Consider the following 26,847-nt stretch of genomic DNA (forward strand, 5'->3'; position numbering starts at 1 on the left):
CCGGCGACATCCCCGGGCTTCTTTGGCGGGCCATCGTGTGGGGCACGGCGACGCCGTTTCGGTCGGATACAATCTTCGGATTCGGGGAGGGAACGACGCGGTGCCATGCACGCTGGCGCCAATGCTTGTGGCGCCGCCCCCTGCAAGCGAGCCGCATACGCGGCGGGCTCGTGGTCGAACAGGGACCGCAGCCGTGCTGCGGCGTGGACATCGGGCGTTCGGCATGCGTCTCGATATTTCTTCTTGAGCGTTAGAAGTATTCTTAGACACATTCCAGCGTATTCGTCCGCAACCCAAGCTTGTTGTCGGCCACGCGCGCGACGCTACACAAAAAGCCAAGACTAACAAACTTCTTAGGCGCGATTTTCCTCATCGAATGACCCGGGATTTTTTCCCGATTCTCCGACGGAAGCGAGAATCGTCACATTCATCTACCTGTCGGGTCATTGATGTGACCTCACTTCGCCATACCCCTCCGCAACGAGTCGGGAGTTCCGTCGACGTTGCAGCGAGGCAAGCTTGTCCACTCTGAACCCACTCTCCGATCGCCCGGCGCTCCGTGATCATGCGCAGGGCCATCCTTGTCGGTCAGCCTCTCGCCGAGCTTGCGCCGACGTTGCGGCCGACTTCAGAGAAGGATCTGCGCGATGAGCCAGCTGGTGAATGTGCGGCCCAACGAGGCCGGCGCGGGCGATCGCAAGGCGCAGGGCAGTGCAGCCGATCACGGCATGCGGCTGCTTGGTGCTATCGGCGCGGCAGCCCTGGAGCCGCAGTCGCCGACCGACGCCTGGGCGTCCTCGACGAGCGAAGCACTCGGCATGGGATCGGTCGTCGAGCCGTTGCAGGATGTGCTCGGCAGTCTGACCGAGATCATTCGTGCCGAGGGCTCCCCGGCGGAGCGTCAGCCGGATCATCCATTCGCCGACGATCATGGCTTCGCGCTCGACCAGGAGGAGCTGGCGGGCCTGCCGGGCGTGGTGATCAATACCTTCGATGTCGACGGTCCGGTCTGGCTCGCCGTCGAGGCGCTTGCCGCGACGGAGCCGCCTGCCATCGACTACGATCTCAAGACCTGGGTCGAGCCGTCGTCCGACCCCGACCGCCGTCCATCGCCGCACGAGAGCATCGTGGTCACGGTCGATGAGATCGAGAAGAACCGCCTCACCTTTGCCCGCCACGCGCGGCCCGAGGATTTTTCGCCGGCCCCGGAGCTGGGCGCCTGGACTGGACGGCTGCGCCTGGAGCAGCGTCCTGACCTCGTGCAGCGGATCGAGCGCTATATCAGCGGGCCATGGACCGCCTGGGCCGACACCGAGCGCATGCGCCGCCGGACCATGTCGATCCACCAGCGGCTGCGCGACATGGCGGCCACGGCCGGCGCCGATCAGGTCATGGAGGTCATGTGGGGCGTCGCGCTGTCGTCTTGGCGGCAGGGCGGGCGGGAATTCGAGTTGCCGCTGTTCGAGCGCGCGGTCGAGATCGAGATCATCGCGCGCCCGGATGCCGAGGTCAGGGTCCGGCCGCGTTTCGTCGGCGCAACCGTCAATTTGAGGGCGCTCGATGCCGTGGCGCCGGACGCCGCGCTTGCCGTGCGCGACAAGCCGGATCGCCTGGTCGAGGCGCTGGAGCAGCGCGCAGAGCTGTCGCCGTTCACGCCGATCGGGACCGATCAGATCCTGAGCGCCGCAGGCGTGCAATCCGGTAACAGGACGTCGCGCGATCCCGTGTCGTCGGACGGCACGCCGGCCATGGAGGCCGCCATCGCGGCGGGACGCTGGGTCATATCCGCGCGGCGGCGGCCGGAGAGCCTCGCCCTGCGCGACATCGACAGTCTCAAGACCGCGATCGAGCATGCGCCGCAGAGTGAGTGCTGCCTGTCGGGAGCCGTGAACGCGCTGCTCTCGCAGCCGGATGGACGTGGCCACGCCAATGCGCGCCGGCACCTGTCCGGCATCGTCGGGGGCCCCATCGACATTGCGCCTGCGCCAAAGCCTGCCGCGGTCGAGCAGGGTGATCTGTTCTTCCCGCTGCCGGCTGTCGCGGAGGATGTCGAGGTCGTGCGCGAGCTGTCGCGGTCGGATGGCCTGATGGTCCAGTCTGTCGCACGCGACGATCGGATCGCGGCGCTCGTCAACGTCGTCTGCCATCACCTCGCGCTCGGCTCGCGCGTCCTCGTCGTGTCCAGGGACGAGGCTGCACTTTCCCTGCTGCATCAGAAGCTGCCGCCGGCCATTCGCGAGCTGACCGTCAGCTCGACCGGCTCCGACAAGGACGTGCTCAGGAAGGCCGAAGCCCTGGCCGGCCGGCTGCAATCGATCCTAGACACGCCGAATCTGCGCGATCAGGTCGGTCAGATCGGCCGGCTCGAACGCGACATCATCTCGAAGCGCACGCAGATCGCATCGCTCGACGACGAGATCGCCGAGATCGTCCAGCGCAACCTGCGGCTCGCCGGCGGCTTGCCGGAGCTGCCGTTCGATCTGTTCAAGGCGCTGATCGGCGAACAGGAGGCGCATGCCTGGTTCACCGACCGGCCGAAGCGCCTGCTCGCGGCCACCGACCCGCTCGTCACGGCGGTCGACAAGGCACGCGAGGCGCGGCTGCGGCTTGCCGGTGATCTCAAGCACATCGATGTCGAGTTGCCAGAGCTCGCGGCGCTTCCCGACACTGCCGCGATCCTGCGTCTGCACGCGGAGCTGCAGCACCAGGCAGGGCTGACGTCGGACGCAGGCCGCGACGAGGATCTCGCGCTCGACGCCATTGCGACCTTCGGGCTCGACGCAACCAACCGCCTGGCGGCCGATCTCGATGCGCTGGTGGCCGGCCATCGCGCCATCGCGGAGGCGCCCTGGCTCGCGCGTCTGTCGCCGCTCGGCACCACCAAGGCCGACGAGCCCGTGGCTCTCGACAAGGTCGTGGGCTGGGCGCGTGATGCGTCGTTCCAGCTGTCCCGAAGCGCCGAATTCACGAGGCGCCAGGTGCAGGCGCCGGTCGAGGCGTTCACCAGGAGGGATGCGATCCGCGTGGTCGAGCGGCTTGCGGCCGGCGAGAAGCCGTTCGCGCGGTTCTCGCCGTCGCGCCGCGCGCTGAAGGCCGCCGTCGAGGCCATCACGGTGGACGGGGCCGCGCCGTCGAAGCCGGCGGATTGGCAATATGTCGGGCGCTTCCTGCTGTGGCGTCACGACCTGCATGCGTTGCGTGCGCGCTGGACGTCGATCGCAACGCAGATCGATGCACCCGCGCTTCAACTGGAATCGGCGCGGGCGTTCGATGACCTCGAGCACATCGTCAGGAGCGTCGAGGCCGCCGTCGTGACGGCCGCGCTCGCCGTCCGCAACGTGGCCGATGCCTGCTCCAAGCTGTCGATGCCGGACGGCGACGTCAGGGCGATGCTGGCCGATGCACAGCGGCTGGCCGCGTTCGGCGCGGCGATCCGGACCGTCATGACGCGCGTATCGGGACCGCTGGTCGAGCTCGCTCGCCTGGGCGAGTTGTTCGCCCGGGCGGGAGAACTCGCCGTCTCTGTTCAGGATGACGTGCTGTCGCGGGTCGGTGACGCCGAGACGGAGCCCCAGGAGCTCGAAACGCGGTGGACAGGCATTCTCGCAACCATGGAGAAGATCCGCGAGGCCAGCCCGGACTACGAACTCGTCAGGACCGCCTGCCGGATGGCGACTGCAGCGGGCGCGCCGAGTCTGGCGCAGCGACTGCGGTCCGCGCCGGCCGCGGGCGAGGCGAAGGATGCGACGACGCTCGCGGAATGGGTGGCGGCGTGGAATTGGGCCGTGCTGATGCGGATCGAAAGTCCGGAGGAGCGGCAGCTGCTGCATGACCTCGCGGCTCAGCGCGCGCGGCTTGAGACGCGCTCGCTCGCCCTGTTCGAAGCGGTGATCGGTGCCCGCATGTCGCTGGCCATCGCGCAGAATGCGGGCGGCGCCGTCAGGCAAGCGGTGAAGCGGTTCAGGGACTCGATGCAGAAGATGGCGTCGGCCTGCTCCGGTCCGACCGCGCGCCGGCTTCGGTTTGCCGCGCGCAGGTCTCTGGACGGCTGGCTCGAGGAGATTCCTTGTCACGTGATGCCGGCCTGGCGTGTCGCCGAGTTGCTGCCGGCCCGGATCGGCACCTTCGATCTTCTGGTCGTCGACCACGCCTCGCGCTCCGATCTGCGCGAACTGACGGCGATGCTGCGGGCCCGTAAGGTTCTGATCAGCGACGCGCGTCACGACGACGGGACCTTGGTCGAAGCCGGCCGCAACGATACTGTTGTCAAACGCACCGAGACGACCGCGCTGCGTAGCCTGCCGCCGGCGCTGCGGCGGCTGCTGATGCCGGGTGCCTCGCTGCGCGATCTCGCCGCGATCCTCTTTCCCGATCGCATGATCGAGCTGCGTGCGCGCCCTGCCGGCGTCGAGGCGGCCTCGGTCACAGCTCAGCTGCTGCCCGCCGATACGTCCAGATCGGCCGATGCACCAGCCGCCGAGCTGCCGCGGCCGGCCCGCGCGGCTGCGCCGGCGCCGAAGCAGCGGCCGCAGCCGCGGCAGGTCATCACGACGCACTCGCTCGAAGAGGAGATCGCCACTGTCGCGAAATATCTCTCGATGGCGCGCCGCTCGGGGACGGACATCGTCACGTCTGCCGCGGGCAAGCCGAGCGCGCCCGCGATAGCGCAGCGTGCCGAGATCCGCGCGGCTGCGCCCAAGCCCTCGCCGGAGATTCGCGTTCTGCGCCGGCGTCCGCCGCGCGAGCCGGCCGCGGACATCGTGACGCCGGCTTCGGCTCCGCCCGAGCTTCCGGCCGTCGAGGAGCCGGCCATGGTCGAGCCGACCCAACCGCGCGCGACCATCGTCGCCGAAGCGCCGATCATTGTCGCCGATCGGCTCGCGGTGCCGCAGCGCCCTGGCGAAAGCAAGGTGGTCACAGCAGAGATCGACGCGAAGCCCACGAGCGCCGCGTCGGCAGAGCCCGTGAAGACAGGCGTCGTTGCGACATCCGCTGCGGCAGCGGCTTCTGCCACCACTGAGCCTGCCGCCGCTGCCGCGGCTCCAGCCTCTGTTGCGGAGTCCGTAACGCTGGCGGCAGAGATCAAGATTCACCCTTCTCTCGTCGAGATGGCGTTCAAGGCGACGGAGAACGCCGCGGCACCACGCCGCCGTGTGCCGAGCCGGCGCGTGATGGCAGTTGCCGCGGCCGGGCTGCTGGCGATCGTCGGTGCGGCGGTGTCCTGGGAGCGCGCGTCGGAATGGATCCAGCCGGCCCTGAGCGGTGCGACGGCAGCGTCCGCGCTGCCGAGCGAACCGGGCGCCCGCAAGGTCAATGCCGAGCGGATCACGCCGGAGGCCAAGCCGGTGATCGCCGCTGCGGCCGAGGAGCATGCCACCGTCGGCATGAGCGTGCCGGTCAGCACGCCGGCGCAGGCGTTCCTCTATCACGAAGATCCGCAGGATCCGAAGGGCAAGCGCTATCCTGGCAAGGTCACCTGGTCGATCGAGCAGAGCAGGGGTCCGCGACTCGATGCGGCGCCGGCGATCAAGGGGGAGATCGAGATCGAGAACGGCACCAAGGCCACGATCTCGCTGCGGCGGAACGCCGACATGGAGATGCCGGCGAGCCACATCATGGAGCTCAAGTTCGACTGGCCGGATCAGTCGGTGAGCGGCCTGACCAGCCTGAGGGGCATCGGCCTGAAGGGCGAGGAGGCCGAGCGCGGGACGGCGCTGGTGACCCAGACCGCCCGGGTGACACCGAAGTACTTCATGGTCGCGCTGTCCGCCAACGAGGTCGATACCAAGCGCAACCTGATGCTTCTCAAGGGCAAGCAGTGGTTCGACATTCCGATCGTCTACGAGGGCGGCAACCGGGCGCTGCTGTCGATCGAGAAGGGATCCGACGGCGACCGCGTGTTCAAGGACGTGTTCGCCAGCTGGGGTCAGTAACGGGGTTGGCGGGCATCACGAGCGAGGACAGCATGAGCGAGAGTTCAGCGTTGCAATGGCTGCGGGCTCCCAAGCTCGCCGAGGATGCGCTGCCGGAGGATTCCCGCGCGGTGGCCTGCCGGCGCTGCGGCCGCACGGTGCAGGTCTCGCTCAGCCCGATGCGTCCGCCGAGCTTCCTGCGCGTCGAGGATCAGGTCGAGTGTCCCGAGGTGCAGGAGCGCTGGACCGGCAAGAGCGAAGGCGGGCTGTTGCTGATGATGTGCGGCGCGCTCGAGCAGTCGCTCGATGCCGAATGGGAGACCGCAGAGCCGGAGGGTGCGGCTCGACGAGAAGCTGCGCCAGTCTCTCCGGTGCGCCCGTCGCTTGCGCCGGCGGCGTCCGGTCCGGACAGATGGGACGACGGCAGCGACGATGATCAGGAGGAGACGGGTGAGGGCGGCCGGCTGAACGTCCTCCTCGCACCGGCTCCAGGACGTCGCAAGAAGCTGATCCGCGGAGCGCTCGGCGTCGGGGTCCTCGGCATCGTCTTCCTCGGCGGCGTGCTGCTGCCGTTACGCGAGATCAGGCTGCTGATTCAGGCGCCGCCTGGGTCAGGATCATCGAGCTCGCAGCAGGAGGCGCAGTCCGCCGTGCCGCTGCCTCCGCCGCGCCGGATCCTGCTGGAAGCCGCCAGCGCGCCCCAGGACGTTGCGCGATCGCCGTCCAGCGCCTTCATCGCGCCGCGTCAGCCGGCTCCTGCACTCGAGGCAACGCTGGCGCGATCATCCGGCACCGCGGCGATCCCGCCGGCGCCGGACGCCGAGCCGAAGCTGCGCGTGCCCGAGCTGGTTGCGATCGCCGGCGGCAGTTTTGCGATGGGCGGCGACGACGAGTCCGAGCAGCCGTCGCATCAGGTCAGCGTGCGACCGTTCTCGCTCGGCAAGCATCCCGTGACGATCGGCGAGTGGAAGCAGTGTGTCGCGGCGGCAAGCTGCGCCGACATCGCGGCCGGTGCGGATGATCGTCCGGTCACCAACCTGAGCTACGACGACACGCAGGCCTATCTCGCCTGGCTGTCGAAGGCGACCGGCAAGGCGTTCCGGCTGCCGACCGAGGCCGAGTGGGAATATGCCGCGCGCGGCGGCCAGCGCACCCGCTATTGGTGGGGCGATCGCATGCGCCCGGGGATGGCCAGTTGCAAGGGCTGCAACGGCACGGGGGACGCCGAGACGGATCAGCCGCCGAAGATCGGCAGTGTCCAGGCCAATCCTTACGGCCTGTTCGACATGGGCGGCGGCGTCGGCCAGTGGGTCGCCGACAACTGGCATAAGAACTACAGGGGCGCGCCGGCGGATGGATCGGCCTGGCTCGAGGAGGGCAGCTATGCCCGCGTCATCCGCTCGGGATCGTGGAAGAACGGCGCCGCCGATGCGCGGGCCGGTAGTCGCGACCGCTATGACGGCCGCATCCGGCATCCGACCCTGGGTTTCCGCGTCGCGCTCTCACCATAGGGGATTTGCATGCTGCCGAGGTCTGCGCGACTCTGCCTTATCCTGACCGCATCGCTCGTGCTCGCGCCGTCATTGGCGCCAGCCAAGGGAACGAAGGCTGCGAAGGATGCCCGCGTCTATTTCATCTCTCCTGCGGATGGGGAGACGGTGACCGGACCCTTCATCGCCCGCTTCGGACTGCGCAACATGGGCGTCACCCATGCGGGCGACGATTTCGCCGGCAGTGGCCATCATCATCTTCTGGTCGACGTCGACGAGACGATGCAGGCCGGCGAGGAGATTCCGCGTGACAAAAAGCACGTTCATTACGCAGCGGGGGAGACCGAGGCGCGGATCGAATTGTCGCCCGGCAAGCACACGCTGCAGCTGGTGCTGGGCGACACCAGGCATCTCAACTTCGATCCGCCCGTGATCTCCGAGAAGATCATGATCACGGTGAGCAAGCCGAACGGAGGCGAGCAGGAGGCGCGGGCGACGCGCAGCGTCACCGTCCGAAACCGACCGCAGATCCGGTCCGTACCAGCCGAGCCGCCGGCCCAGCCCGAGCCTTCGCCGGAGATGACGAAGTCGCCCGAGAGCTCCGACTTCATCAGCCGCGTCTTCTCCGGGACGAAGTGACGACCTCTCCATTCCCAACCAGGGCTATCGCATATGAAGATCTGAGTGTTTCGCTGCGCTGCCTCCACGTCGTCATGCCCGGGCTCCGTCCCGGGCATCCACGTCCTTCCCAGGATGCCGAACGACGTGGATGGCCGGGACGGAGCCCGGCCATGACGGTGTGGAAGGAGCCGACCTCAAACTTGTATCGTCAAGTGCGATAGCCCTGATTCCCAACGGCCGGGCGCGTGATGCGCGTCGGCTTGCGCGCGACCGTGGGACGCAAGCTCGGTCGCTCCGCGAGGATCCATCGCTGAGGGCGGCGCCTGTCGCGCGATGGCGGCAAGGACGATCCGCCATCCGGCAACGGCCGCTCGTCCGGACGCGCGTCCATGGCAGATCCCGGCGCAAGCGGGGACGTCGTTGCCGAGGCATCCGAGACGTCGTTTTCCTGCAGCGACTCGCCATCCTGGTCGGCAGTCCGTGTCGGCAAGAGTATCGCCCGCGTCCAGGATCAGGATGGCCTTGCCGTTGTCCGCACGGATGTGCGTCTGACGGCCGCTAGATCCGTTCGCAAGCAGCCGCATCGTCATCGTCCACCACCGATCTCGATCTGGTCGTGCGAACGATCGCGATGCTCAGAAAATTTTTCTGAGGCTTAAGGTCGCAGCCTTGTAGCTGTCGGTTCCTTTCTCGCCTCACCATGGTCACAGCGGCAATCGGGCGGGAGTGTGGTCCCGCACGCCGCGCCGGCCACGCCTTGTGCGGGAGCAAAGCGCATACGCCTCACGACGATGCTGCTACATCCTTGCGAATCAATATCAGTTGCAACGCGCAGGGAACCCGGCACGGGGTCGAGTCCTGAAGAGATCAGTAGCCTGCTGACATGGTTCGATCCTGACTGGACCGCATGTGAGTTCGCATCTCAGCGACATTGCGGCCGGATGCGGAACGTTTCGAGCCACGCCTGCGTGGTCGAGGCCATCCACCGCGGATGATGACGTCCAAGTTTCGTTGAAATCTCCCTCCCCTTTGTAGTCCGCGCATCGAGCGCTGTCGGCGCCGATGGCGCAGTCTTCGAGGAGGGATTTGATTATGAAGGTCATCAAACTAATGGGCGTGGCTTTGGCGGTGGGTCTGGCGTCGGGCTCCGCCGCGCTCGCCGACGGCTACAAGGATTGCACCAGGCTCGACAAGGCGTCGTGGAAGACCACCGCCGAAGCCGAGGCGAAGGCGAAGGCCGCGGGCTACGAGGTTCGGCAGACCAAGATCGAGGGCACCTGCTACGAGGTTTACGGTGTCAAGGGCGGCAAGCTCTATGAGCTGTTTTACAGCCCCGAGGACCTCGCGCTGAAGCACACCAAGGCGAAGTGATCTGATGGTCATGCGTGACGCAGGCCAGGCGCAGCGGAGCGTCGCCTCCCCGACGCCGGCGAACTCACGTCCGGGGACCGTGGCGGTCTGGGATTTTCCGCTGCGCGTCTGGCACTGGTCGCTCGCGGCCTTCGTGCTCGTCGCCTGCGTCACGCCCAACACCTTCGATCGCCTGCACCGCCTCGCGGGCTATGCCGTCATCGGTCTTCTCGCCTTCAGGCTGATCTGGGGGCTGATCGGCAGCCGTCATTCGCTGTTCGCGCGGATCAGCCTCAAGCTGCGGGCGGCGCCTCAGTATATCGTGGGCATGCTGCGCGGAGAGACGGGACGCTATCTCGGGCTGAACCCGGCGGGGGCCGCGATGCTGGTCGTGATGCTCGCGCTTCTGATCGTCTCGACCATCAGCGGCGTCATGCAGGTCTCGGTCCGGTTCTTCGGCGTCGGCTGGATCGAGCAGGCGCATGCGCTGTCGTCCAATGCCATCATCGCCCTGATCGCCGTGCATGTGCTCGGCACGGTGTGGATGAGCTTGCTGCAGCGGGAGAACCTGATGCGCGCGATGGTCACGGGACGCAAGCGCGTGCCGGGCATCATGCGCGCCGCGCCGGCGCGCAGCGTCGCACGCCAGAGCCCGGAGCCCGAGCCCGTGGCGGACGAGGAGCAAATATCCGTCGTCCCCGATCTGCCGCCCCTGCGCGTGAATCCGGCGCCCGGCGCCGCGAAGCCTGCGCGTATGCCGCGATCCCTCAGCGTTCACGACAGGCGGCTGGGGGTCGGCAGATGAGACGGCGGGCATCGGTCGTGTGCGCTCGCCGGCGATATGGGCGAGCAGGCCCGCGCCTGATTTCATTTCTGGTGCGCGCGAGGCTCGTCCGCACACGGCTCGAGCTGGATGGGCGCACACGCATATTGCGGTCCATGCCGCATGAGACCAGTGCGAGCGCGTTCCTTCGTGCATTTCGCTCGTACTCGTCTCGATGAGCCGGTGCATGAGGATCATGCATGTGCCGTGCGCAGCGTAAGCGGTCGATCGTGAGTCTCGCGTGGTTCGCGCCGCGCGCGACGGCGCTGCATGACCTGTCGTGTCTCATATCAGCACAGCTGCGAGCCAAGGCGATCGTGCTGCTCCCGACCGCGGAGACCGTTGATGTTCGTCGTTGTCGGTCGGCGCGCATCGGCGATGCTCAAGCCGACGCGTCTGCGCGGCGCTTCGACGCCGCACAACTAATAAAGTCGCGCGCTTTGTCGCACACAACGATGTTGTCAAATTTCGACACGGCAAATTGCCGCATTCGGGACTTCATAGTCGTTCTATGAAGTGTCGGAGACTCGTCGAAGCGGGCGAGCGTGGGAAGACGTTCGGCACATTCGGGTGAATTCGGGACAGGGACATACAGCATGAATCTCTTTGGGAAGGTACAGGCAGCAGGAGCCGCCGTGCTGTTGATCGCGGCGTTCGCGCTGCCGGCAGGTGCGGCTGAGACGACCATCGAGATATCGGTCAAGGACAACAAGTTTCAGCCGGCGGAGATGAAGGCGCCGGCCAACACGCCGATCGTGTTCAAGGTCAAGAATCTGGATGGCGCGCCGGTCGAGTTCGAGAGCGAGCCCCTGGAGTTCGAGACGGTGATCAAGCCCAACATGGAAGGCGTCGTGAAGGTCAAGGCGCAGAAGCCGGGACGCTACGAATTCTTCGACGACTTCCATCAGGGCAACAAGGGCGCGCTGATCATCGAGTGATCCGGCTTCCGGTCCCGCGGCGCCGTGATGCCGGAATGCGTCACGCCGCGGGCGCCGCGCTTCGCAGGTTGCCGAACTCGACGGAGACGAGGCTTTTTGGAACGGGCAGCACGAGAGACGGTCGCTTCCAGACGTGGCATCGGTCGCGACGTCTCACGGTGTCAGGAGGAGACGGTGGCGATCACCGTGCTGCTCGTGACGCTGCTTGGAGCCGCGCCGTCGTCCGCTGAGACCGTCGTTCCGGGCAGCCAGGTGAGAGCCTATGCAGATCCCGGTGCCTCCGACGCCGGACCGGTGGTGGTCGTCCCCAATCGCCGCCGGCAGCCGGCGCGGCCTGCCAACGGCAACGGACCGCTGGTCATTCCGCAGGTGATCGTTTCGCCTGGTGGCGTCGAGCCGGAGCCCAAGGCGGCCACCCAGGAGGACGAGGCTCCACCGCCGCGGCCGCGATCTCCGGTCGATGCCGGAGCGGGCGCGCTCCCACAGGCCGCGCGCCGTGAGCCGGCGCCGCGCCTGGCGCCTGTCCGCAATGGCTTCTTCGGCGCGCCGTCAGCCGGCCTTCTGGTCGGTGGCTGCCTGTCGACGCCGGGCCGGTTGTCGGTCACGAACGTCCCCAATCGCTGCCTGGACGCGCTGGCGTTCGCCGTCAGTCCGCCGCCGGCGACGCGCGGCGTGCTGCCGCGCAATCTGCCGCCGATTCCGCGACAGGATGCACAGCCGATTCCGCCCGTTCTGGCCGACAAGCCGAAGATGCGGCTGCCGCCGGTGAACAAGGGGCAGAAGCCGCAGGATCAGCCGCAGCCGCCGATGATGGAGGAAGACCCCTATGAGCCCAAGGGCATCACGGTGGGAAACTTCATCCTGAAGCCTGCGTTCGAAATGTCCTCGGGCTTCGACAGCAATCCCGGCCGTGTGCCGCAGGGCAAGGGCTCGGCCTTCGTCAGCGTTGCGCCGGTCCTGCTCGTGCGCTCTCAGTTCGAGCGGCATCTGCTCAACGCCGATGTGCGCGTCGGCTACATCGACTATGCAAAGCTCCGGCAGCTCAGCAGGCCTACCGTCGACGCCAAGGTGAATGGGCGCTACGACATCACCGATACGTTTGCGCTCAACGGCGAGGGCCACGTTGCCGTCGATGCCGATGATCCCGGCACGCCGCGCTTCGCCGGCCGGTTCGCCAGGATTCCGCTGGCCTCCACCGTCGGCGGCTCCGCCGGCGTCACCAAGCGGTTCGAGGAGGTCGAGGTCTCGACCAAGGCCGCCATCGACCGCGTCGCGTTCCAGAACGCGCCGCTCGTCGACGGCCAGATCGTCAGCAATGCCGATCGCAACTTCGTCCAATACGGCTCGCAGAGCCGCATCACCTACAATCTGACGCCGGAGATTCGTCCTTTCGTCGACGTCGCCGTCGATCGCCGCGTTCACGACATCGCGGTCGATGCCGAAGGCTTCCGCCGCGACTCCACCGGGACGGCCGTCGAGGCCGGCGTGACATTCAACTACGCCGACAAGCTGACCGGCGACGTCGCCGTCGGCTACCTGACGCGCCGCTACCAGGATCCGATGCTCAAGCCGGTCAACGGCTTCATTGCCGATGCCAATCTGACATGGCAGTTCGCCAAGGAGACGGCGATCGCGCTGGGGGCCAAGTCGCAGGTGGTGGAGATCACCGAGCCCGGCATTTCCGGCGTGCTCAAGCGCGACGTCACCGTCGGCGTCGAGCATCAGTTCGAGCCCTGGCTCATCGGCACGTTCCTCGCCGGCTATGGCGAGGACGCGTTCACCGGCACGACGCGGGTCGACAACCGCTATCTGGTCGAGCTCGGCATGCTCTACAAGTTCTCGCGCCTGCTGCAGCTCAGGGCCAGCGTCCGGCGCGAGGAGACGCGCTCCAACTTCCGCGAAAACAATCTGTCGGCGACCGTGGTGCAGGTCGGCGCCCGGGTGCAGTACTGATCGGCAGCCCGGCACGCACCCGCGCGCGGCATCTGTGGTCTTCTGAGGACGTGCCTGGAGATCGCGCTTCTTGTCGTGACGCAGCCAACAGTCATCCCCCGGGCAAGGCCGCAAGCCTGGAAGCCGGAGTTTCCCGCTCTGGCTTCGCCGTGTAGTATAGCTCCCCTGCAACGGGTGGACGCGCAGCGGGAGTGCCCGGCTCCAGTCTCCAAAATGAAATGCAGCGCCCACGACGTGAGCGCTGCCAGGTCCGGATCTGCGCGGCAGTCCGGCCGCGACTATTTCTTCTGATTGAAGTTCACGTCGAGGCTGAAGCTGAACTGATCGTCCGTCAGTCCGGACGGCGGTGCAGGCACAGGGTCGGAGCGGCGGATCATCGCCAGCGCGGCATCATCGAACATCGAGTCGCCGCACGACTGCATGACGGACGCGGACACCACCTTGCCGGCCCGGCTCAGCACCAGCGCCACCTTGACCGTGCCATTGTGCCTCTTGCCTTCCGGATAGCGCTTGTGCAGCTCGAAATAGGCGCTGATCTTGCGGCCCCAATCGTTGGTCAGCTTCTGCTTGTCCTTGCCCATTCCCGGATTGGGGGCCTTGGCCGTCTCGGCTGGCGGTGCGGCCTCGTCCAGCGCCTTGCGGGCCGATTCTTCCTGCGCGGCAGATGCGACCGACGCCTCGGCCTGCTGGGTCGCCTGCTGCTGTTCCTCCTTCTCCGGCTTCTTGGGTTCGTTCTGCGTGACGACCCGATCGGCCTCCTCCTCGGTTTCGGTCGGCTTGTCCTTGACGGCGTCGGACTCCTTGACCTCGGCGGTCTGCTGCATCTGCTCCGGCGCAGCTTCGGCCGCGTCGCTGTCGGGACCCGGCGGAAGATCGTTGTCCTCGACCTGCGGCGAGGCCATCTCGAGCGCGAATTCGGCGCCGGCCGCGCCGAGGCCGCCGTCCGCGTCATTGCCGCTGAGATGGACGACCGCGAGCGCGGCGCCGCCACCGTGCAACATGAGGGCGCCAATCGCGGCTGAGATCCACAAGCGGCGCGACGCTCCCTGATACTTGTGTTCGACCATTCTTCAGTTCCGTCGTTTCACTGGTTTCAATGTGCAGCCTGGGCGGCGGCCTGTGAGACGCCTTCGACAGTCACGAGCTTGATCTTCGGATAGCCGCCGGTCCGCAGCAGCTCCATCACGTCCATCAGCTCCCCATACGCCACGCCCCGGTCGGCGCGCAGGAAGATGAACTTGTCCTTTGCGGCCTCGGGGATGTGCTCGAGCGTGCTCACCAGGCTCGCCCGTTTCACCTGCTCCTCGCCGACGAACAGTGTCAGATCCGGCTTGATGCTGACATAGATCGGCTTGTCCGGCTTCTTCTGCGGCGTGGCCGTCGATGTCGGGAGATCGACAGGCACGTCGACCGTCGACAGGGGGGCCGCCACCATGAAGATGATCAGCAGCACCAGGATCACGTCGATGAACGGCGTGACATTGATGTCGCTGGTCTCGCCGAGATCATCGTCGCCATCGCCTTCCGAGAGAGAGACGGCCATGGAGCTACTCCGCTGCCAGCGCCATCGGAGGCGCTGAGTGGACGTGGATCGGCTCGAAGCGCTCGCCGTGATGGCTGCTGTGGTGGCTCTGGCCGCGATCGAGATCGCGCGACAACATCCGGGCGGTGGCGCCGGAGGACCGGTTCACGAGCTCCATGTAGCCTTTCGTCACCCGCGTGAAGTGATTGTAGATGATCACGGCCGGGATCGCGGCGACGAGGCCGATGGCGGTTGCGAGCAGCGCTTCGGCGATGCCGGGCGCGACAACGGCGAGGTTGGTGGTCTGCGACTTCGAGATGCCGATGAAGCTGTTCATGATGCCCCAGACCGTGCCGAACAGGCCGACGAAGGGCGAGATCGAGCCGATCGTGGCGAGCAGGCCCATGCCGGTCCGGCAACGCCGGCCCTCGGCACGCACGATCTCGGAGAAGCTCGACGCAGCGCGCTCGTTGACGCCGTGAGACGGCAGCTCGGACGACATCCTGATTTCGTGCATGGCGGCATCGATCAGGGTCGTCAGCACGTTCTGCCGTGATCCCAGCGCGAGCTTGGCTTCCGACAGCCAGCGTACGTCATCGACCTTGCGCAGCGCGCTGCTCAGCTTCCGGCGCAGGATGGAGAACTCGATGGTCTTGGCGATGAAGACGGTCCAGGTCGCGAGCGAGGCGAGCGCGAGCCCCATCATGACCGACTTCACGAGAACGTCGGCGGCCAGGAACATCGACCATGGCGACAGATCATGCGGAACGTGAGCTGACGGCTGCGCGCCGCCTTGCGCCGGCTTCTCTGCCTGGTCCTTCGCCTTGTCGCCCGCTGCCGCGTCAGTCACGGCTTCGGCCGCCGTCGACGGTTGGGTGTCGGTCGTTGCGGCCGCCGGCGGCTGGCTCGGTGCCGCGGCTTGCGGCGTGGTAGCAGACGGAGCCGGCGCAGCCGTCGGTGCGACGCCGCTGGTCGTCGGAGCCGCGGGCGCAGGCGCCGCGACCTGCGGCGCGGGCGCGGCCTGGGCAACGGCCGGCGCCGTGGATGCCTGTCCCGTCGTCACCGGCTTCGGTGCCATGCTCTGAGCCGGAGCCGCATGCGCAGCGGGAGTCGACGCACCGGCTGCGGTGTTGACGGGCGCAACTGCAGGCGCCTGCGCGGTGGCGGCTGTCGTCGGAGTCTGAGCGGCTTTCGCTCCGGTCGCATTCGCTGGATTTGATGCTGTGGTCTGCGGCGCTGTTGCAGCCTGGCCAGGTCTCGGCGATGTGGCCGGCTGCTCGGCATGCGCCATGGCGCCGGCCGAAACCGCTGCGATCACCGCTCCTACTTGAAGAACGATCCTGAACATGTTGCTGAACACCCCTTGGTAGTTAACCGCTCCGTAATGTTTCCAGTCCTAACCCGGCTGTTTTGAGACGCCGCGTTGACTCAAAGCGGGAACATCGACGCCGGCAGTTGCCGCCGTGGGTGCGATGCCAAACGAAAAATCGAATCGTGCGACCTGCGTAACAGCCCGCGATGGCGTGCATCGCGTCTTAACTCCCTGAAAGTCCTGCTGTGAGGCGGATGCGCCTTGCGCAGCGTCGCCAATGCGGCTGCCTGTCACGCAAATGCCGCCGTTCGGTCTTCCATCAATTCTAATTAGTCGGTGCGGGCGTGATGGGCCCGTTCGGCCGGTGAGAGCACTTGTGCGTGCATCTGTGATGCCGTCCGACAAGCCAGAAGGCCTCGGGACCGAATCATAGTGCTGCTGAGATCGGCACGGTTCGAAAGACAGCGTGCGCCGCGCGACTCTCTTTTCGTCGTGATCAACGTCGATGTCGGCCGCAAGGGAATGGCGGTAGTTCGCGAAACGCACAATCTCTCCGGCATAGCTGCCGAATGTGAGCTCGGATGGCGGTCCATCGCGAGCGCGCCGAGAACGGTGCTGCAGCGAGCGGTCGCCATCCAAACGAATGAGCCGGGCTGCATCTCGTGCAACCCGGCTCAAAGGCGATCGAACTCAACGTGATCGGCGCGATTGGGGACGGAAGTTCAGTTCTCCGCCCAGTAGCGGATCAGGTTGTGATAAAGGCCGGTCAGCCGCACCATTTCCGGATCGTCGCGCCCCATCCGCTGCGACAAACCCTGGATCGTCGTATCGAGATCGAAGATCATGCTGCGCGCGAGGGGATCGCGGATCATGCTCTGCAGCCAGAAGAACGAGGCGACGCGGACGCCGCGCGTCACCGGGGTGACCATGTGCAGGCTCGAGGCGGGGTACAGCACGAGGTCGCCGGCCGGCAGCTTCACCTCGTGCGAGCCGTACAGATCCTCGATCACCAGCTCGCCGCCGTCGTAGTCCTCCGGCTCGGAGAGGAACAGCGTGACCGAAAGGTCGGTGCGAATGCGCAGGCCGGTGAGCTTGTCGCCGCGCACCGCGTTGTCGACGTGGATGCCGAAATGGTGGCCCGACTCCGCGCTGTAGCGGTTGAACAGCGGCGGGAAGATCTGCTGCGGGATCGCGGCGGCGAGAAAGCGGGGATTGGCGGTCATCGCCGAGATGATGCGGTGGCCGAGCTTGCGCGCCAGCTCGCTGTCGGGCGGCAACTGCTCGTTGCGCTTGACCATGGCCGACTGGGCGCCGGCCGTCGAGCGGCCGTCCTCCCAGTCGCTGGAGTCCATGATGCGGCGGAAATCCGCCACATCGTCTTTGCTCAGAATTCCGGGGACACAGATCAGCATGAACTCATCACTTGATGTATGCCCCGGCTTGGGTGTGCGATCAGAACCGTCCTGACAGGACGATCGATGCGCTTCGTCCCGGACCGACGAGCACGAACGGGGTGGCACTCTGATAAAGAGCGTCGTAGTAGAGCTTGTCGAAGATGTTGGCAACGAACAGCTTCGCCGTCCAGTTCTTGTCGAGCTTGGCTTCCGCGAACGCGTCGAAGCGCCAGTAGCTCGGCAGCTCGGTGCCCTGGTTCGCCGCCAGCCAGGTGCCGCCGAAGATCTTCGAGCGGTACACCGCTTGGCCGCCGATCTCCCAGGTGTCGTTGATCTGGTACTTCGTCAGCAGGCTGAACGACTGGTGCGCGGTGTTGGCGAGCTGCAGGCCGACATTGCTGGTAAACAGCGCGGTGTTGGCCGGCGGGATGTTCGACTTCGTCACCTCCGACTGCATCAGCACGATGCCGCCGAAGATGCTCCATTTGTCAGTCAGCTTGCCGCCCGCCTGCAGATCGATGCCGCGGATGCGGTAGGCGGCACCGGCCGAGAGACACGGCACGGAGCCGACGGTGCCTGCCGGATACGGGCAGTCCGCGGTGGCCTGCGCGGCGCTGGTGATGTTGCGCGACTCGCGGGCATTCTCCTTCTCGGTCTGGAACAAGGCGCCCGTGACCAGCAGGCGGCCGTCGAGCAGCTCCCATTTGGTGCCGATCTCGATCGAGGTGTTCTTCTCCGGCCCGAAGATCTGGTTGGCGCCGCCATTGGTCACCGCCGACAGGCCGCCATATTGCGGGCTGAGACCGTCGAACTCGGCGCCGACCGGGTTCGACGACGTGGCGTAGGCCGCATAGAAGCTGGCGTAGGGCACCGGCTTCAACGTCATGCCGACGTTGAAGTTCGGCATGCCGCTGGAGGCCGCGGTCGAGCCCGGCGTGTTGGCGACGCCGTTGACCGTCCCGAAGCCATCGACCCGAACGTCGTATTTGTCATAGCGCACGCCGCCGTTGAGGATGACGAGATCGCGGTAGTTGACGCTGTCCAGGGCGTAGACGCTCGCCGAGTCGATCTTCACGTTCGTCGGGAATTGTCCCAGCGACGGAATGCCGAACGGCAGGTTGGTGAACTGCGGGTTGAACACGCTCACGCCCGACAGCGAACCGCTGCCGGCGAACGCGAGACCTTGCTGCTCGGAGGTCAGGCCGGTGTAGCTGTTGATGAGCGCCTTTTCCTGCGAGACCTCGAGGCCGGCGAGCACGGTATGCCTGAAGTTGCCGGTGTCGAACTTGTAGGTCGCCTCGAGCTGGTTGGCGAGCACGTCGGTCTGCTGGAAGCGGCTCTGCGGATTGGCCCGGATCGTCGAGTTCGAGAGAGGATTGGTGAGCGTCGGGCCTTCCGGCAGAGTGCCGATATAGTTCAGGGTCGAGCGCGATACCCGGAACTTGTCGGAGATCGTCAGGTCAGGGGTGACCTTCACCTCGGCATTGAGCGTGCCGATGTCCTGTCCGACGCGCGAGAAGTCGCGGTTGACGAAGCCGTACCAGGCGTTGCGCGGAGCGCCGACCTCGGGGAACGGCGCGCCGGCGGTGAGCGTGCTCGGCCGATAATACGGTACGCCGAAGTCCGGACGTCCCGTCACCTCGTTGTGGATGTAGTTGGCGGACAGCGTCACGGTGTCGAGCGGCGTCCACTTGGTGGCGATGAAGCCGCCGTTGCGGTTGTCGGTGACGTAGTCGCGGCCTGCGACGCCGGCATCCTGGAACAGGCCGCCGACGCGCGCGGCGAAGGTCGGCGTGATCTTCTGGTTGACGTCGATCACCACGCGCTTGGTGCGGTCGGTGCCGAGCGTGGTGTCCATGTTGTAGAAGCTGTTCTCGGTCGTGGCCTGCTTGGTCACGATGTTGATGGCGCCGCCGGTGGTGCCGCGGCCGGCGAACGAGGAGTTCGGGCCGCGCAGGATCTCGACCTGCTCGGTGAAGAAGTTCTCGCGCACGGAGACGCCGGCGTCACGCACGCCGTCGATGAAGACGTCGTTGCGGGCGTCGAAGCCGCGGATGAAGAAGCGGTCGCCGAACGCGTTGCCGCCTTCGCCGGTGCCGAGCGTCACGCCGGCGGTGGAAAGCACGGCGGATTTGAGGCTGGTGGAGTTCTTGTCGGCCAGGATCTCCTTGCTCAGCACCGTCACCGTCTTCGGCGTGTTGAGCAGCTTCTCCGGAAACTTGCCGGAGGCCTGCAGCCGCTCGCCCTTGTAGTCGGAGGCGGGGCTGGAATAGGGGTTGCGGTCGGGCGGCAGATTGCTCTTCGGCGCCGCGGCCTGCTGCTGTTGTTGCTGGCGGGCGGCGCGGCGCATCGCGTCGCGGGCGCGGACCTGGTCCGCGGTCGGGCGCGAGGCGGCCGGCTTGGGACGCGCGACCGGGGCTTCGACGTTGACGGACGGCAGCGGCGCCTGCTGGGCTTCGGCACTGGAGAACGAGGCAACCGCGATCAGGCTCGCGACTGCCGAGACTTTCACACCGGAAATCTCGGGAGATGGCTCCCACTCGTGCCCGCTTGCCCCTCGCAAGCTCCTTGGAAAGATTGCCTTACCCATACTCGACCACCCCGTTCGTTACGCAAAACTCTGACTTGGGTTCGTTTGAACGCCCGCAACCGGCGCGTGCCTGTTGCGAATGCAAGTCAAGAAGCGGGGGAAAGCGGTCCAAAGCTGGTTCCGCCGGTGGCCGGAATGCGAAAAGTTTCCATCCATTTCTGAAAATGAGAGTTGTTCGCAAAGTGTCGCGTCACGGCAACACTTGAAACCTCCTGGTTGAGCTGATCTCCGTCATTCAATTGCTGATGGGAGAATTGGCCGGCCTTCACCCCGTCCCGCGAGGTAAATCGTGCGCTTGATGATCACTTCGGCGATCTTCGGTTCGAGCTGCTTCCCGCCGCATCGCGAGATGCGGCGGGAATCTGGCGAATCTGTTTCCCGACCGGGACGCGCGCGGCCTTAGAACTTCGCCGTCGTGATCAGGTAGAACGCACGGCCGGGAGCGACCTGGGTGAACGGCACGTTGCTGCGGTAGAAGGTGTCGTAATAGAGCTGGTTGGTGAGGTTCTGGGCATAGACCTTCATGCTCCAGTTCTTGTCGATCTGCTTCTCCACGAAGGCATCGAACCGCCAGTAGCTCGGCAGCTCGTTGCCGGTGTTGGCCGCGAACGTGCCGCCGAACACTTTCGAGCGGTAGACGGCCTGGCCGCCGATCTCCCAGCCGTCGTCGAACTTGTACTTGGTCAGCACGCTCAGCGACTGGTGCGCGATGTTGGCGAGCTGCAGTCCGGTATTGGACGCGACGCCGCTCTGCGTCACCTTGGACTGCATCAGCACGAGGCCGCCGAAGATGCTCCAGCGGTCGGTGAGCTTGCCTTCCGCCTCGATGTCGATGCCCTGGATGCGGTAGGCGGCGCCGGAGGTCAAAAGCCCGTTGACGGTCTCGCGGGCGTTCTCCTTCACCGTCTGGAACAGCGCGCCGGTCACCAGCAGATGGCGGTCGACCAGCTCCCATTTGGTGCCGATCTCGGCGCCCTTGTTGCGCTCCGGCCCGAGGATGATGGTGCTGTTCGGCGGAATGCCGCCGTAGTCGGTCGCGGTGCCGTCGAGCTCGGAGCCGAACGGATTGGCGGAGGTCGCATAGGCGGCATAGAGGCTGCCGATCGGCAGCGGCTTGTAGACGAGGCCGAGATTGTAGTTGATCAGGTCGGAATCGACGGTCGCCGAGGCGGTGTTGTTCGACGAGCGCATCGCATAGCCGTCATAGCGCAGGCCGCCGGTGAGGATGATGGTGTCGCGCCAGTTCGCGGTGTCGATCACATAGGCGCTCTTGCTGTCGACATCGTAGCGAGTCGGGTTGCCGGTCAGGAACGGCACGGTCGTGAACGGCAGGTTGGTGTAGGCGGGGCTGAACATGTTCTGGTTCTGCAAGCCCCCGCCGGTGGTGCCCTGCGAGCCGAACGCCTCCGAGGTCAGCCCGGCGTAGCGGTCGATCGAGATGTTCTCCTTGGAGAACTCCGTGCCGACCACGGTGGTGTGCTTGACCGGGCCGGTGTCGTATTTGAACGTGAGGTCGTTCTGGTTGGCCCAGTTGTCGACGGTCTGATAGCGGCTCTGCGCGCTGGCATTGAAGAACCATTTGGTCGGATCGGGGCTGGCCGTTCCCGCCACGCTCGCATTCGGCAGGGTGCCGATGTAGTTCAGCTCGGAATGCTCGCCGCGCAGCTTGCTCGTGAAGGTGACGCTGTCGCTGAGCTTGAGCTCGCCGGCCAGCGTGCCGAAATCCTGCCGCGCCGCCTGGAAGTCGCGGTTGAGGAAGCCGTACCAATTGTTGCGCGGGATGCCGGCCGAGGTCGCCGGAATGTTGCCCTGCTTGTAGAACGGCACGCCGAAGTCCGGATAGCCGGAGAGGTCGGTGTGGACGTAGTTGGTCGTGACCTTCAGCGAGTCCGTCGGAGTCCACTTGGTTGAGATGAAGCCGCCCCAGCGGTCGTCGGTGACGTGGTCGCGTCCCGCGACATTGGCGTCCTGGAACAGGCCGCCGGTGCGCACCGAGAAGGTCGGCGAGATCGTCTGGTTGACGTCGAGCGTCACGCGCTTGGTCTGGTCGGTGCCGAGGGTCGACTCCGCGTTGGTGAAATTGCGGTCGCCGGCCTGCTTGGTGATGATGTTGATGGCACCTCCCGCGGTGCCGCGGCCGGCATAGGCCGAGGCGGGACCGCGCAGGATCTCGACCTGCTCGGTGAAGAAGTTCTCGCGCACCGACACGGCGGGATCGCGGATGCCGTCGATGAAGATGTCGTTGCGGGCATCGAAGCCGCGGATGAAGAAGCGGTCGCCGAACGCGTTGCCGCCTTCGCCCGAGCCGAGCGTGACGCCCGCGGTCGAGCGGCCGACCTCCTTCAGCGTGGTGACGTGCTTGTCCTCCAGCACCTCCTTGCTCATCACGGTGATGGTCTTCGGCGTGTTCACCAGCTTCTCGGTGAACTTGCCGGAAGCGACGCGGTCGACCTTGTAGGGCGCGGCCGCGTCCGCGTAAGGGTTGGCGTCGGGCGGCGTCTGCGGTCCGGTCTGAGCCGGCGGCTGCTGCGGCTGGCGGGCCGCGCGGCGCAGCGCGCTGCGGGCGCGGACCTGGTCGGCCGACGGCCGCGACGGCGCCGGCTTGGCGCGCGCGGCCGGCGCTTCGACGGTCACGGAGGGCAGGGGCGCCTGCTGCGCCTCGGCGCCGGAGAACGAGGCGACGGCGATCAGCCCCGCGACCGCCGACACCTTGACCCCCGATACATCAGCGGAGGGATCGCCTCGAAGCGCGGTGCCCCCGCGCAAGCTTGCTGGAAAGACGGCTCGACCCATACTCAACCACCCCAATGGCTACTCAAGGACAAATCTTGTTCGTGGATTCGCCATCAGGATCACTCCTGTTGCGAACGCCTCTCAACAAGTCCTCGAAATTCGACCAAAACGGGTTGCGCTGGTGGCCCGCCTGGGATGATCGTACCTAATGCATGTGATAATCAGTCGCAGGTAAGGGTCGGTTGGTTATTCGTTACCGGTCGCGCCCAAACTCCCGCGAGGTCTCCGCAAACCGCGGGAGCGGCGCCTGCCGGATCTCGATACCGCCGGTCTAGCCGCGCGCGACGATCACCGCGACCGGCCCGCCGCCGTCGGGGCCCTGGTGCTCGGCGCCGCCCGAGACGAACAGGTCGGTGAAGCCGAACAGCCCGGCCAGCGCGCCGCCGACGAAGGCGCGGGCATGGCGGGTGGAGGAGACGTCGCTGTCGTCCAGCATGGTATGCCGCTGGCCGCGCAGCCGGCCGCTCTGCGCCGCCTCCGCCTTGGCGAGCACCGCGGCGATGCGGCTGCGGTCGGCCGCCGGCACCTGGCCCGTCACGTTCAGGCCGAGCCGGGCGAGCGCCTGCCGCGCCGGCTCGATGTCGATGGCATCGCCCATGACGGCATGATCGATCGCGAGCGGCCCGCTCCACTTGGCCGACATGCCGGCCACCATGATCTCGTGGTCGAGCAGCTCGACGCCGCCCGAGGTGGCCGCGCGTCCGCTGTAGCGCGAGACATCGGCGCAGATCGTCGCATCGGACAGATCGCCGGCGGCGAGCTCGCCGAGCGCGACGGCGACCCCGAGCGCCGAGGCGCCGCGCGAAAAGCCCATCGACTTCAGCGTATCGCGCACGGCGGTGCGCTGTCCCCGGGCCTCGACCGCCTCGATCCGCTCCATCGTCAGCAGCGGGCATTTCACCTGTACGTAGTGAACGTCGGCGGGATCGTCGATGCCGGCATCGGCCATCGCCGCACGCACGCCGGCGGCCACGAGCTCGACCTGCGGCATGCGGCCGAGATGCTCGCCCGCCAGCACCGGCGTGCGTGCGCGGCCCAGCGCCAGCGACGTCGGCACATCGCGCGGCTTCGCGGCATCGCCGCCGTCGCGTGCCTCGAACACGATCATGTGCGGCGACAATGCGCCCTCGGTGCCGCCGGACATCACCATCGCGATCTGCTGCACGGCGTCCGCCGCGAGATATCGGCCGAGCAGCGCCTCCAGCGAGCGCACGGCGAAGGCGCGGGTGAAGTCGTTGACGCAGCCATTGCCCTCGGTCTTGCCGAGAATGGCGACGATCCCTGCGGGATCGATCGCCCCTTGCGCGATTCCGGCCTCGAGCGCGCCGACATCGTCCGGGCTCCGCATCGGCAGGCGGTGAACGTAGGCGCGGCGCAGCCGGGTCGGCATGTCGAGAACTCCTCTGGTGCGGTCCGGCGACACTAGGCAATCACGAAGCCGCGCGCGACGGTGTTCCGAGATGGCCCGCATGCTATCCTTGGCATTCCCAACCCGGACGACCGGTGATCCATGCCTCTCTGGACCTGCTTTCAATGCGGCGCGCAGTTTCCCGATACGCCAGCACCGCCCGGCCATTGCGTCGTCTGCGAGGACGAGCGGCAATATGTGAACTGGAAGGGACAGAGCTTCCTCAGCCGCGACGATCTCGCCGAACGGCATCAGGTCGTCTGGCGCGACGACGACGGCCTGACCGGCCTTGCTCTTGACCCCGGCTTTGCGATCGGCCAGCGCGCACTGCTCGTTCCCGGGCCGGACGGCTGCGTGATGTGGGACTGCATTCCGCTGGCGACCGATGCGGCCATCGCCCACGTCCGCTCGCGCGGCGGCCTCAAGGCCATCGCGGTGTCGCATCCGCACTATTATGGCGCGGTCGCTGATTGGAGCGCGGCGTTCGGCGACGCGCCCATCTATCTGCATGGCGACGACCGCGCCTTCGTCACCCGGCCGCATCCCGCGATCGTGCCCTGGACCGGTGATCGCCTCGCCATCTCGGATGACGTCGTGCTGCTGCGGACCGGCGGGCATTTCGCCGGCGCCACCATCCTGCACTGGCGCAACGGCGCCGGTGGCAAGGGCGCGCTGTTGACCGGCGACATCGCGATGGTGGCGATGGATCGCCGCCATGTCAGCTTCATGTACTCCTATCCAAACTACATCCCGCTCGGCGCGGCCGCCGTGCGCCGCATCGCCGATGCGGTCGCGCCGTTCGCCTTCGATCGCATCTACGGCGCCTGGTGGCAGAAGAACATCGCCGACGATGCGAAGGCGGCGTTCGATCGCTCGGTGCAGCGCTATCTTCAGGCGATCGCTTGAGCCGCCGGCTTCGCCGGATCCCCGTAAAGTAACGGGGCGTTAGGCACAACCAGAAGGTTGTTTCAGGGCGTCTTGCAGTCTTTGGTCGGATGGTATCGAAGTATCCCGGGCGGAATGGGGTACCTCAATGCATTTGCCATCGTGCTCGCCGGCGACTGGCGCCATCGCGCCGGCCAGCCTCCTCGTGCATTCAGACTTCCGATCAGTCCCCCATCCTCCCGTGTCCGCCTCCAGCGCCGGCGAGCTGCCCTGGCGCTGGATCCTGCTGGCGCTGGTGCTCGCCATCGTGCTCGCGGTACCGTTTCTGTTGGTCGATGTCCCGCCGGTGCTCGACTATCCGAACCACCTCGCGCGGCTGTTCGTGCTGGCGCATCCCGACGATCCCGTGCTGTCGCAGATGTACGCGCCGAACTGGCGCATCCTGCCCAATCTCGGCATGGACGTGATCGGCGTCGCGCTGCTGCGCATCACCGACGTTCATGTCGGCGGCCGCATCCTGCTCGCGCTCAGCCTGTTCGCGCCGCTCCTCGGGGTCATCGCCTATCACCGCGCGGAGTTCGGCCGGCTGTCCTTATGGCCGCTGGCGGCCGGCATCGTCGCCTATGACGGCGTCTTCCTGCTCGGCTTCATGAATTTCCAGCTCTCGCTCGGTCTTGCCCTCGGCGGCGCCGCCGGCTGGGTGGCGCTGCGCCGTCGGGGCGGCTGGCTGCCGGCGATCGCCTGGGGGGCCATCACTGCGTCGGCTGCCTTCCTCTGCCACATCTTCGGCTTGCTGTTCTTCGCGGTCCTGATCGGCGCCGGAGAGGCCGATCGGCTGTGGCGGCTGCGCCGGTCGGCGGTCCTGACGCGGGAGCTGGCGGTCGCGGCCTGTGCGCTCGGACTCACGCTCAGCCCGGCCGTGCTGCTCTATGGGCTCTGTCCGCTGGGCGAGGGAGGGTTGCAACTCGGCGACTGGGACGGACCGCCGAAGCTGTGGCGCATCATGACGCCGTTCCTGACCACCAGCGCCGAGCTGACGATCATCACGACCGTCGTGGTGATGTCGGTGCTGGTTCTCGTCCGGCGCCAGCTCGTCATCGCGCCGGGCATTCCGCTGGCGCTGGCGGCGCTGTTCACGGCCTTCGTCGCGGCGCCCTGGACGGCGCTGGGAGGAACGCTGATCGACATGCGCTTTGCCGCGATGGGCGGCCTGCTGCTGTTCGCCGGCCTGCATCCGGTCGTGTCCGGCAGGAAGGCGGCGCTCGTCGGCATCGTCCTCGCAGGGCTGATGCTGGTTCGGACCGCGGATATCGCATCGGCCTGGATCGATCACCGGGTCGACCTCGCCGAACTGCGCGCGGCGATCGCGCATGTGCAGCCCGGCGCGCGCGTCATCGCCGCGCATGGCCACGAGCAGCCCGTCTCCAGCCGGCGCGAGCGCATCCTGCCCGGCTTCCGTTATGTCGATTCCCATATGGCGGCGCTGCTCGTGATCGAGCGGCGGGCGTTCTGGCCGCTGATGTTCGCCCATCCGAACCAGCAGCCCGTCACGGTGCGTCCCTCTTTCGCGCGTCTCGCGCAGCCGCTGGCCGAGCCCGCCGCGTGGCGCTGGCTGCAGCCGGACACGCCGCCCGCCGACGTGTTGCCGCTCGCGCGCTATCTGGCCGGCTGGCGCTCGAACTTCGATGCTGTCCTGCTGCTCGACCCGCCGGTCCCGGAGCAGCCGGTCGCCGGCCTCTCGCCGCTCTATCTCGGCAGCTACATCCAACTGTTCCGCATCGGGCAGGGCAACGGCAAGGCCGCGGTGCGCGAGCCTGAACCCGCTCCGCCGGCAGCCTCGCCGTCCTGAGGCTGGG

16 protein-coding genes are annotated in these 26,847 nt (G+C 66.9%); 9 read left to right on the plus strand and 7 right to left on the minus strand.

What is annotated here, in order from left to right; all coding sequences use genetic code 11:
- Nucleotides 1–647: 647 nt before the first annotated feature.
- The 7 genes from QX128_RS04130 to QX128_RS04160 all read left to right on the plus strand — a co-directional run bounded on the left by QX128_RS04130 (nt 648) and on the right by QX128_RS04160 (nt 13,087).
- A complete protein-coding gene (locus QX128_RS04130) occupies nt 648–5,933 on the plus strand; it encodes an AAA family ATPase (protein ID WP_316236754.1) in 5,286 nt (1,761 codons plus the stop codon).
- 32 nt (nt 5,934–5,965) lie between these two features.
- Nucleotides 5,966–7,423, plus strand: a complete 1,458-nt coding sequence (locus QX128_RS04135; RefSeq protein WP_316236755.1) for a formylglycine-generating enzyme family protein — start codon at nt 5,966–5,968, stop codon at nt 7,421–7,423.
- Nucleotides 7,424–7,432: 9 nt separating this feature from the next.
- On the plus strand, nt 7,433–8,041 hold the full coding sequence (locus QX128_RS04140; RefSeq protein WP_315802675.1) for a DUF4399 domain-containing protein: 609 nt from the start codon (nt 7,433–7,435) through the stop codon (nt 8,039–8,041).
- A 1,074-nt stretch (nt 8,042–9,115) separates the two neighbouring features.
- Complete coding sequence (locus QX128_RS04145) at nt 9,116–9,394, plus strand: PepSY domain-containing protein (protein WP_316236756.1); 279 nt, start codon at nt 9,116–9,118, stop codon at nt 9,392–9,394.
- Nucleotides 9,395–9,404: 10 nt separating this feature from the next.
- Nucleotides 9,405–10,178 (plus strand): cytochrome b/b6 domain-containing protein, encoded by a 774-nt coding sequence (locus tag QX128_RS04150; RefSeq protein ID WP_315802869.1) that lies wholly within the window; start codon nt 9,405–9,407, stop codon nt 10,176–10,178.
- Between the two features lie 614 nt (nt 10,179–10,792).
- A complete protein-coding gene (locus QX128_RS04155; protein ID WP_315716494.1) occupies nt 10,793–11,134 on the plus strand; it encodes a cupredoxin domain-containing protein in 342 nt (113 codons plus the stop codon).
- A gap of 174 nt (nt 11,135–11,308) precedes the next feature.
- A complete protein-coding gene (locus QX128_RS04160) occupies nt 11,309–13,087 on the plus strand; it encodes an outer membrane beta-barrel protein (protein WP_410053128.1) in 1,779 nt (592 codons plus the stop codon).
- A 278-nt stretch (nt 13,088–13,365) separates the two neighbouring features.
- Here QX128_RS04160 and QX128_RS04165 read toward each other — a convergent pair whose 3' ends face one another.
- The 7 genes from QX128_RS04165 to QX128_RS04200 form a co-directional block, all read right to left on the minus strand.
- The gene (locus tag QX128_RS04165) at nt 13,366–14,154 is read right to left on the minus strand and encodes a TonB family protein (protein WP_316236758.1); all 789 of its coding nucleotides are present in this window, start codon (nt 14,152–14,154) and stop codon (nt 13,366–13,368) included.
- A gap of 26 nt (nt 14,155–14,180) precedes the next feature.
- Nucleotides 14,181–14,630 carry a TonB system transport protein ExbD gene (exbD, locus tag QX128_RS04170; protein ID WP_315736414.1) on the minus strand — a complete coding sequence of 150 codons (450 nt, stop codon included), beginning with the start codon at nt 14,628–14,630 and terminating at the stop codon, nt 14,181–14,183.
- A 4-nt stretch (nt 14,631–14,634) separates the two neighbouring features.
- Complete coding sequence (gene exbB / locus QX128_RS04175) at nt 14,635–15,687, minus strand: tonB-system energizer ExbB (protein ID WP_410053129.1); 1,053 nt, start codon at nt 15,685–15,687, stop codon at nt 14,635–14,637.
- A 956-nt stretch (nt 15,688–16,643) separates the two neighbouring features.
- Nucleotides 16,644–17,333 (minus strand): Fe2+-dependent dioxygenase, encoded by a 690-nt coding sequence (locus QX128_RS04185; protein WP_316236761.1) that lies wholly within the window; start codon nt 17,331–17,333, stop codon nt 16,644–16,646.
- A gap of 40 nt (nt 17,334–17,373) precedes the next feature.
- Nucleotides 17,374–19,905: a TonB-dependent receptor gene (locus QX128_RS04190; protein WP_316236762.1), complete on the minus strand. Its 2,532-nt coding sequence runs from the start codon at nt 19,903–19,905 to the stop codon at nt 17,374–17,376.
- Nucleotides 19,906–20,304: 399 nt separating this feature from the next.
- The gene (locus tag QX128_RS04195; protein ID WP_316236763.1) at nt 20,305–22,698 is read right to left on the minus strand and encodes a TonB-dependent siderophore receptor; all 2,394 of its coding nucleotides are present in this window, start codon (nt 22,696–22,698) and stop codon (nt 20,305–20,307) included.
- A 271-nt stretch (nt 22,699–22,969) separates the two neighbouring features.
- Nucleotides 22,970–24,088 (minus strand): ring-opening amidohydrolase, encoded by a 1,119-nt coding sequence (locus tag QX128_RS04200; protein ID WP_316236764.1) that lies wholly within the window; start codon nt 24,086–24,088, stop codon nt 22,970–22,972.
- 120 nt (nt 24,089–24,208) lie between these two features.
- On the opposite strand from QX128_RS04200, the gene QX128_RS04205 reads away from it, so the two are divergent.
- Together QX128_RS04205 and QX128_RS04210 are read left to right on the plus strand one after the other, a co-directional pair.
- Nucleotides 24,209–25,012, plus strand: a complete 804-nt coding sequence (locus QX128_RS04205) for an MBL fold metallo-hydrolase (RefSeq protein WP_316236765.1) — start codon at nt 24,209–24,211, stop codon at nt 25,010–25,012.
- A gap of 220 nt (nt 25,013–25,232) precedes the next feature.
- A complete protein-coding gene (locus tag QX128_RS04210) occupies nt 25,233–26,840 on the plus strand; it encodes a hypothetical protein (protein WP_316236766.1) in 1,608 nt (535 codons plus the stop codon).
- Nucleotides 26,841–26,847 lie beyond the last annotated feature (7 nt).

It is taken from the genome of Bradyrhizobium sp. SZCCHNR1015 (genome assembly GCF_032489875.1).
Lineage (GTDB): Bacteria > Pseudomonadota > Alphaproteobacteria > Rhizobiales > Xanthobacteraceae > Bradyrhizobium.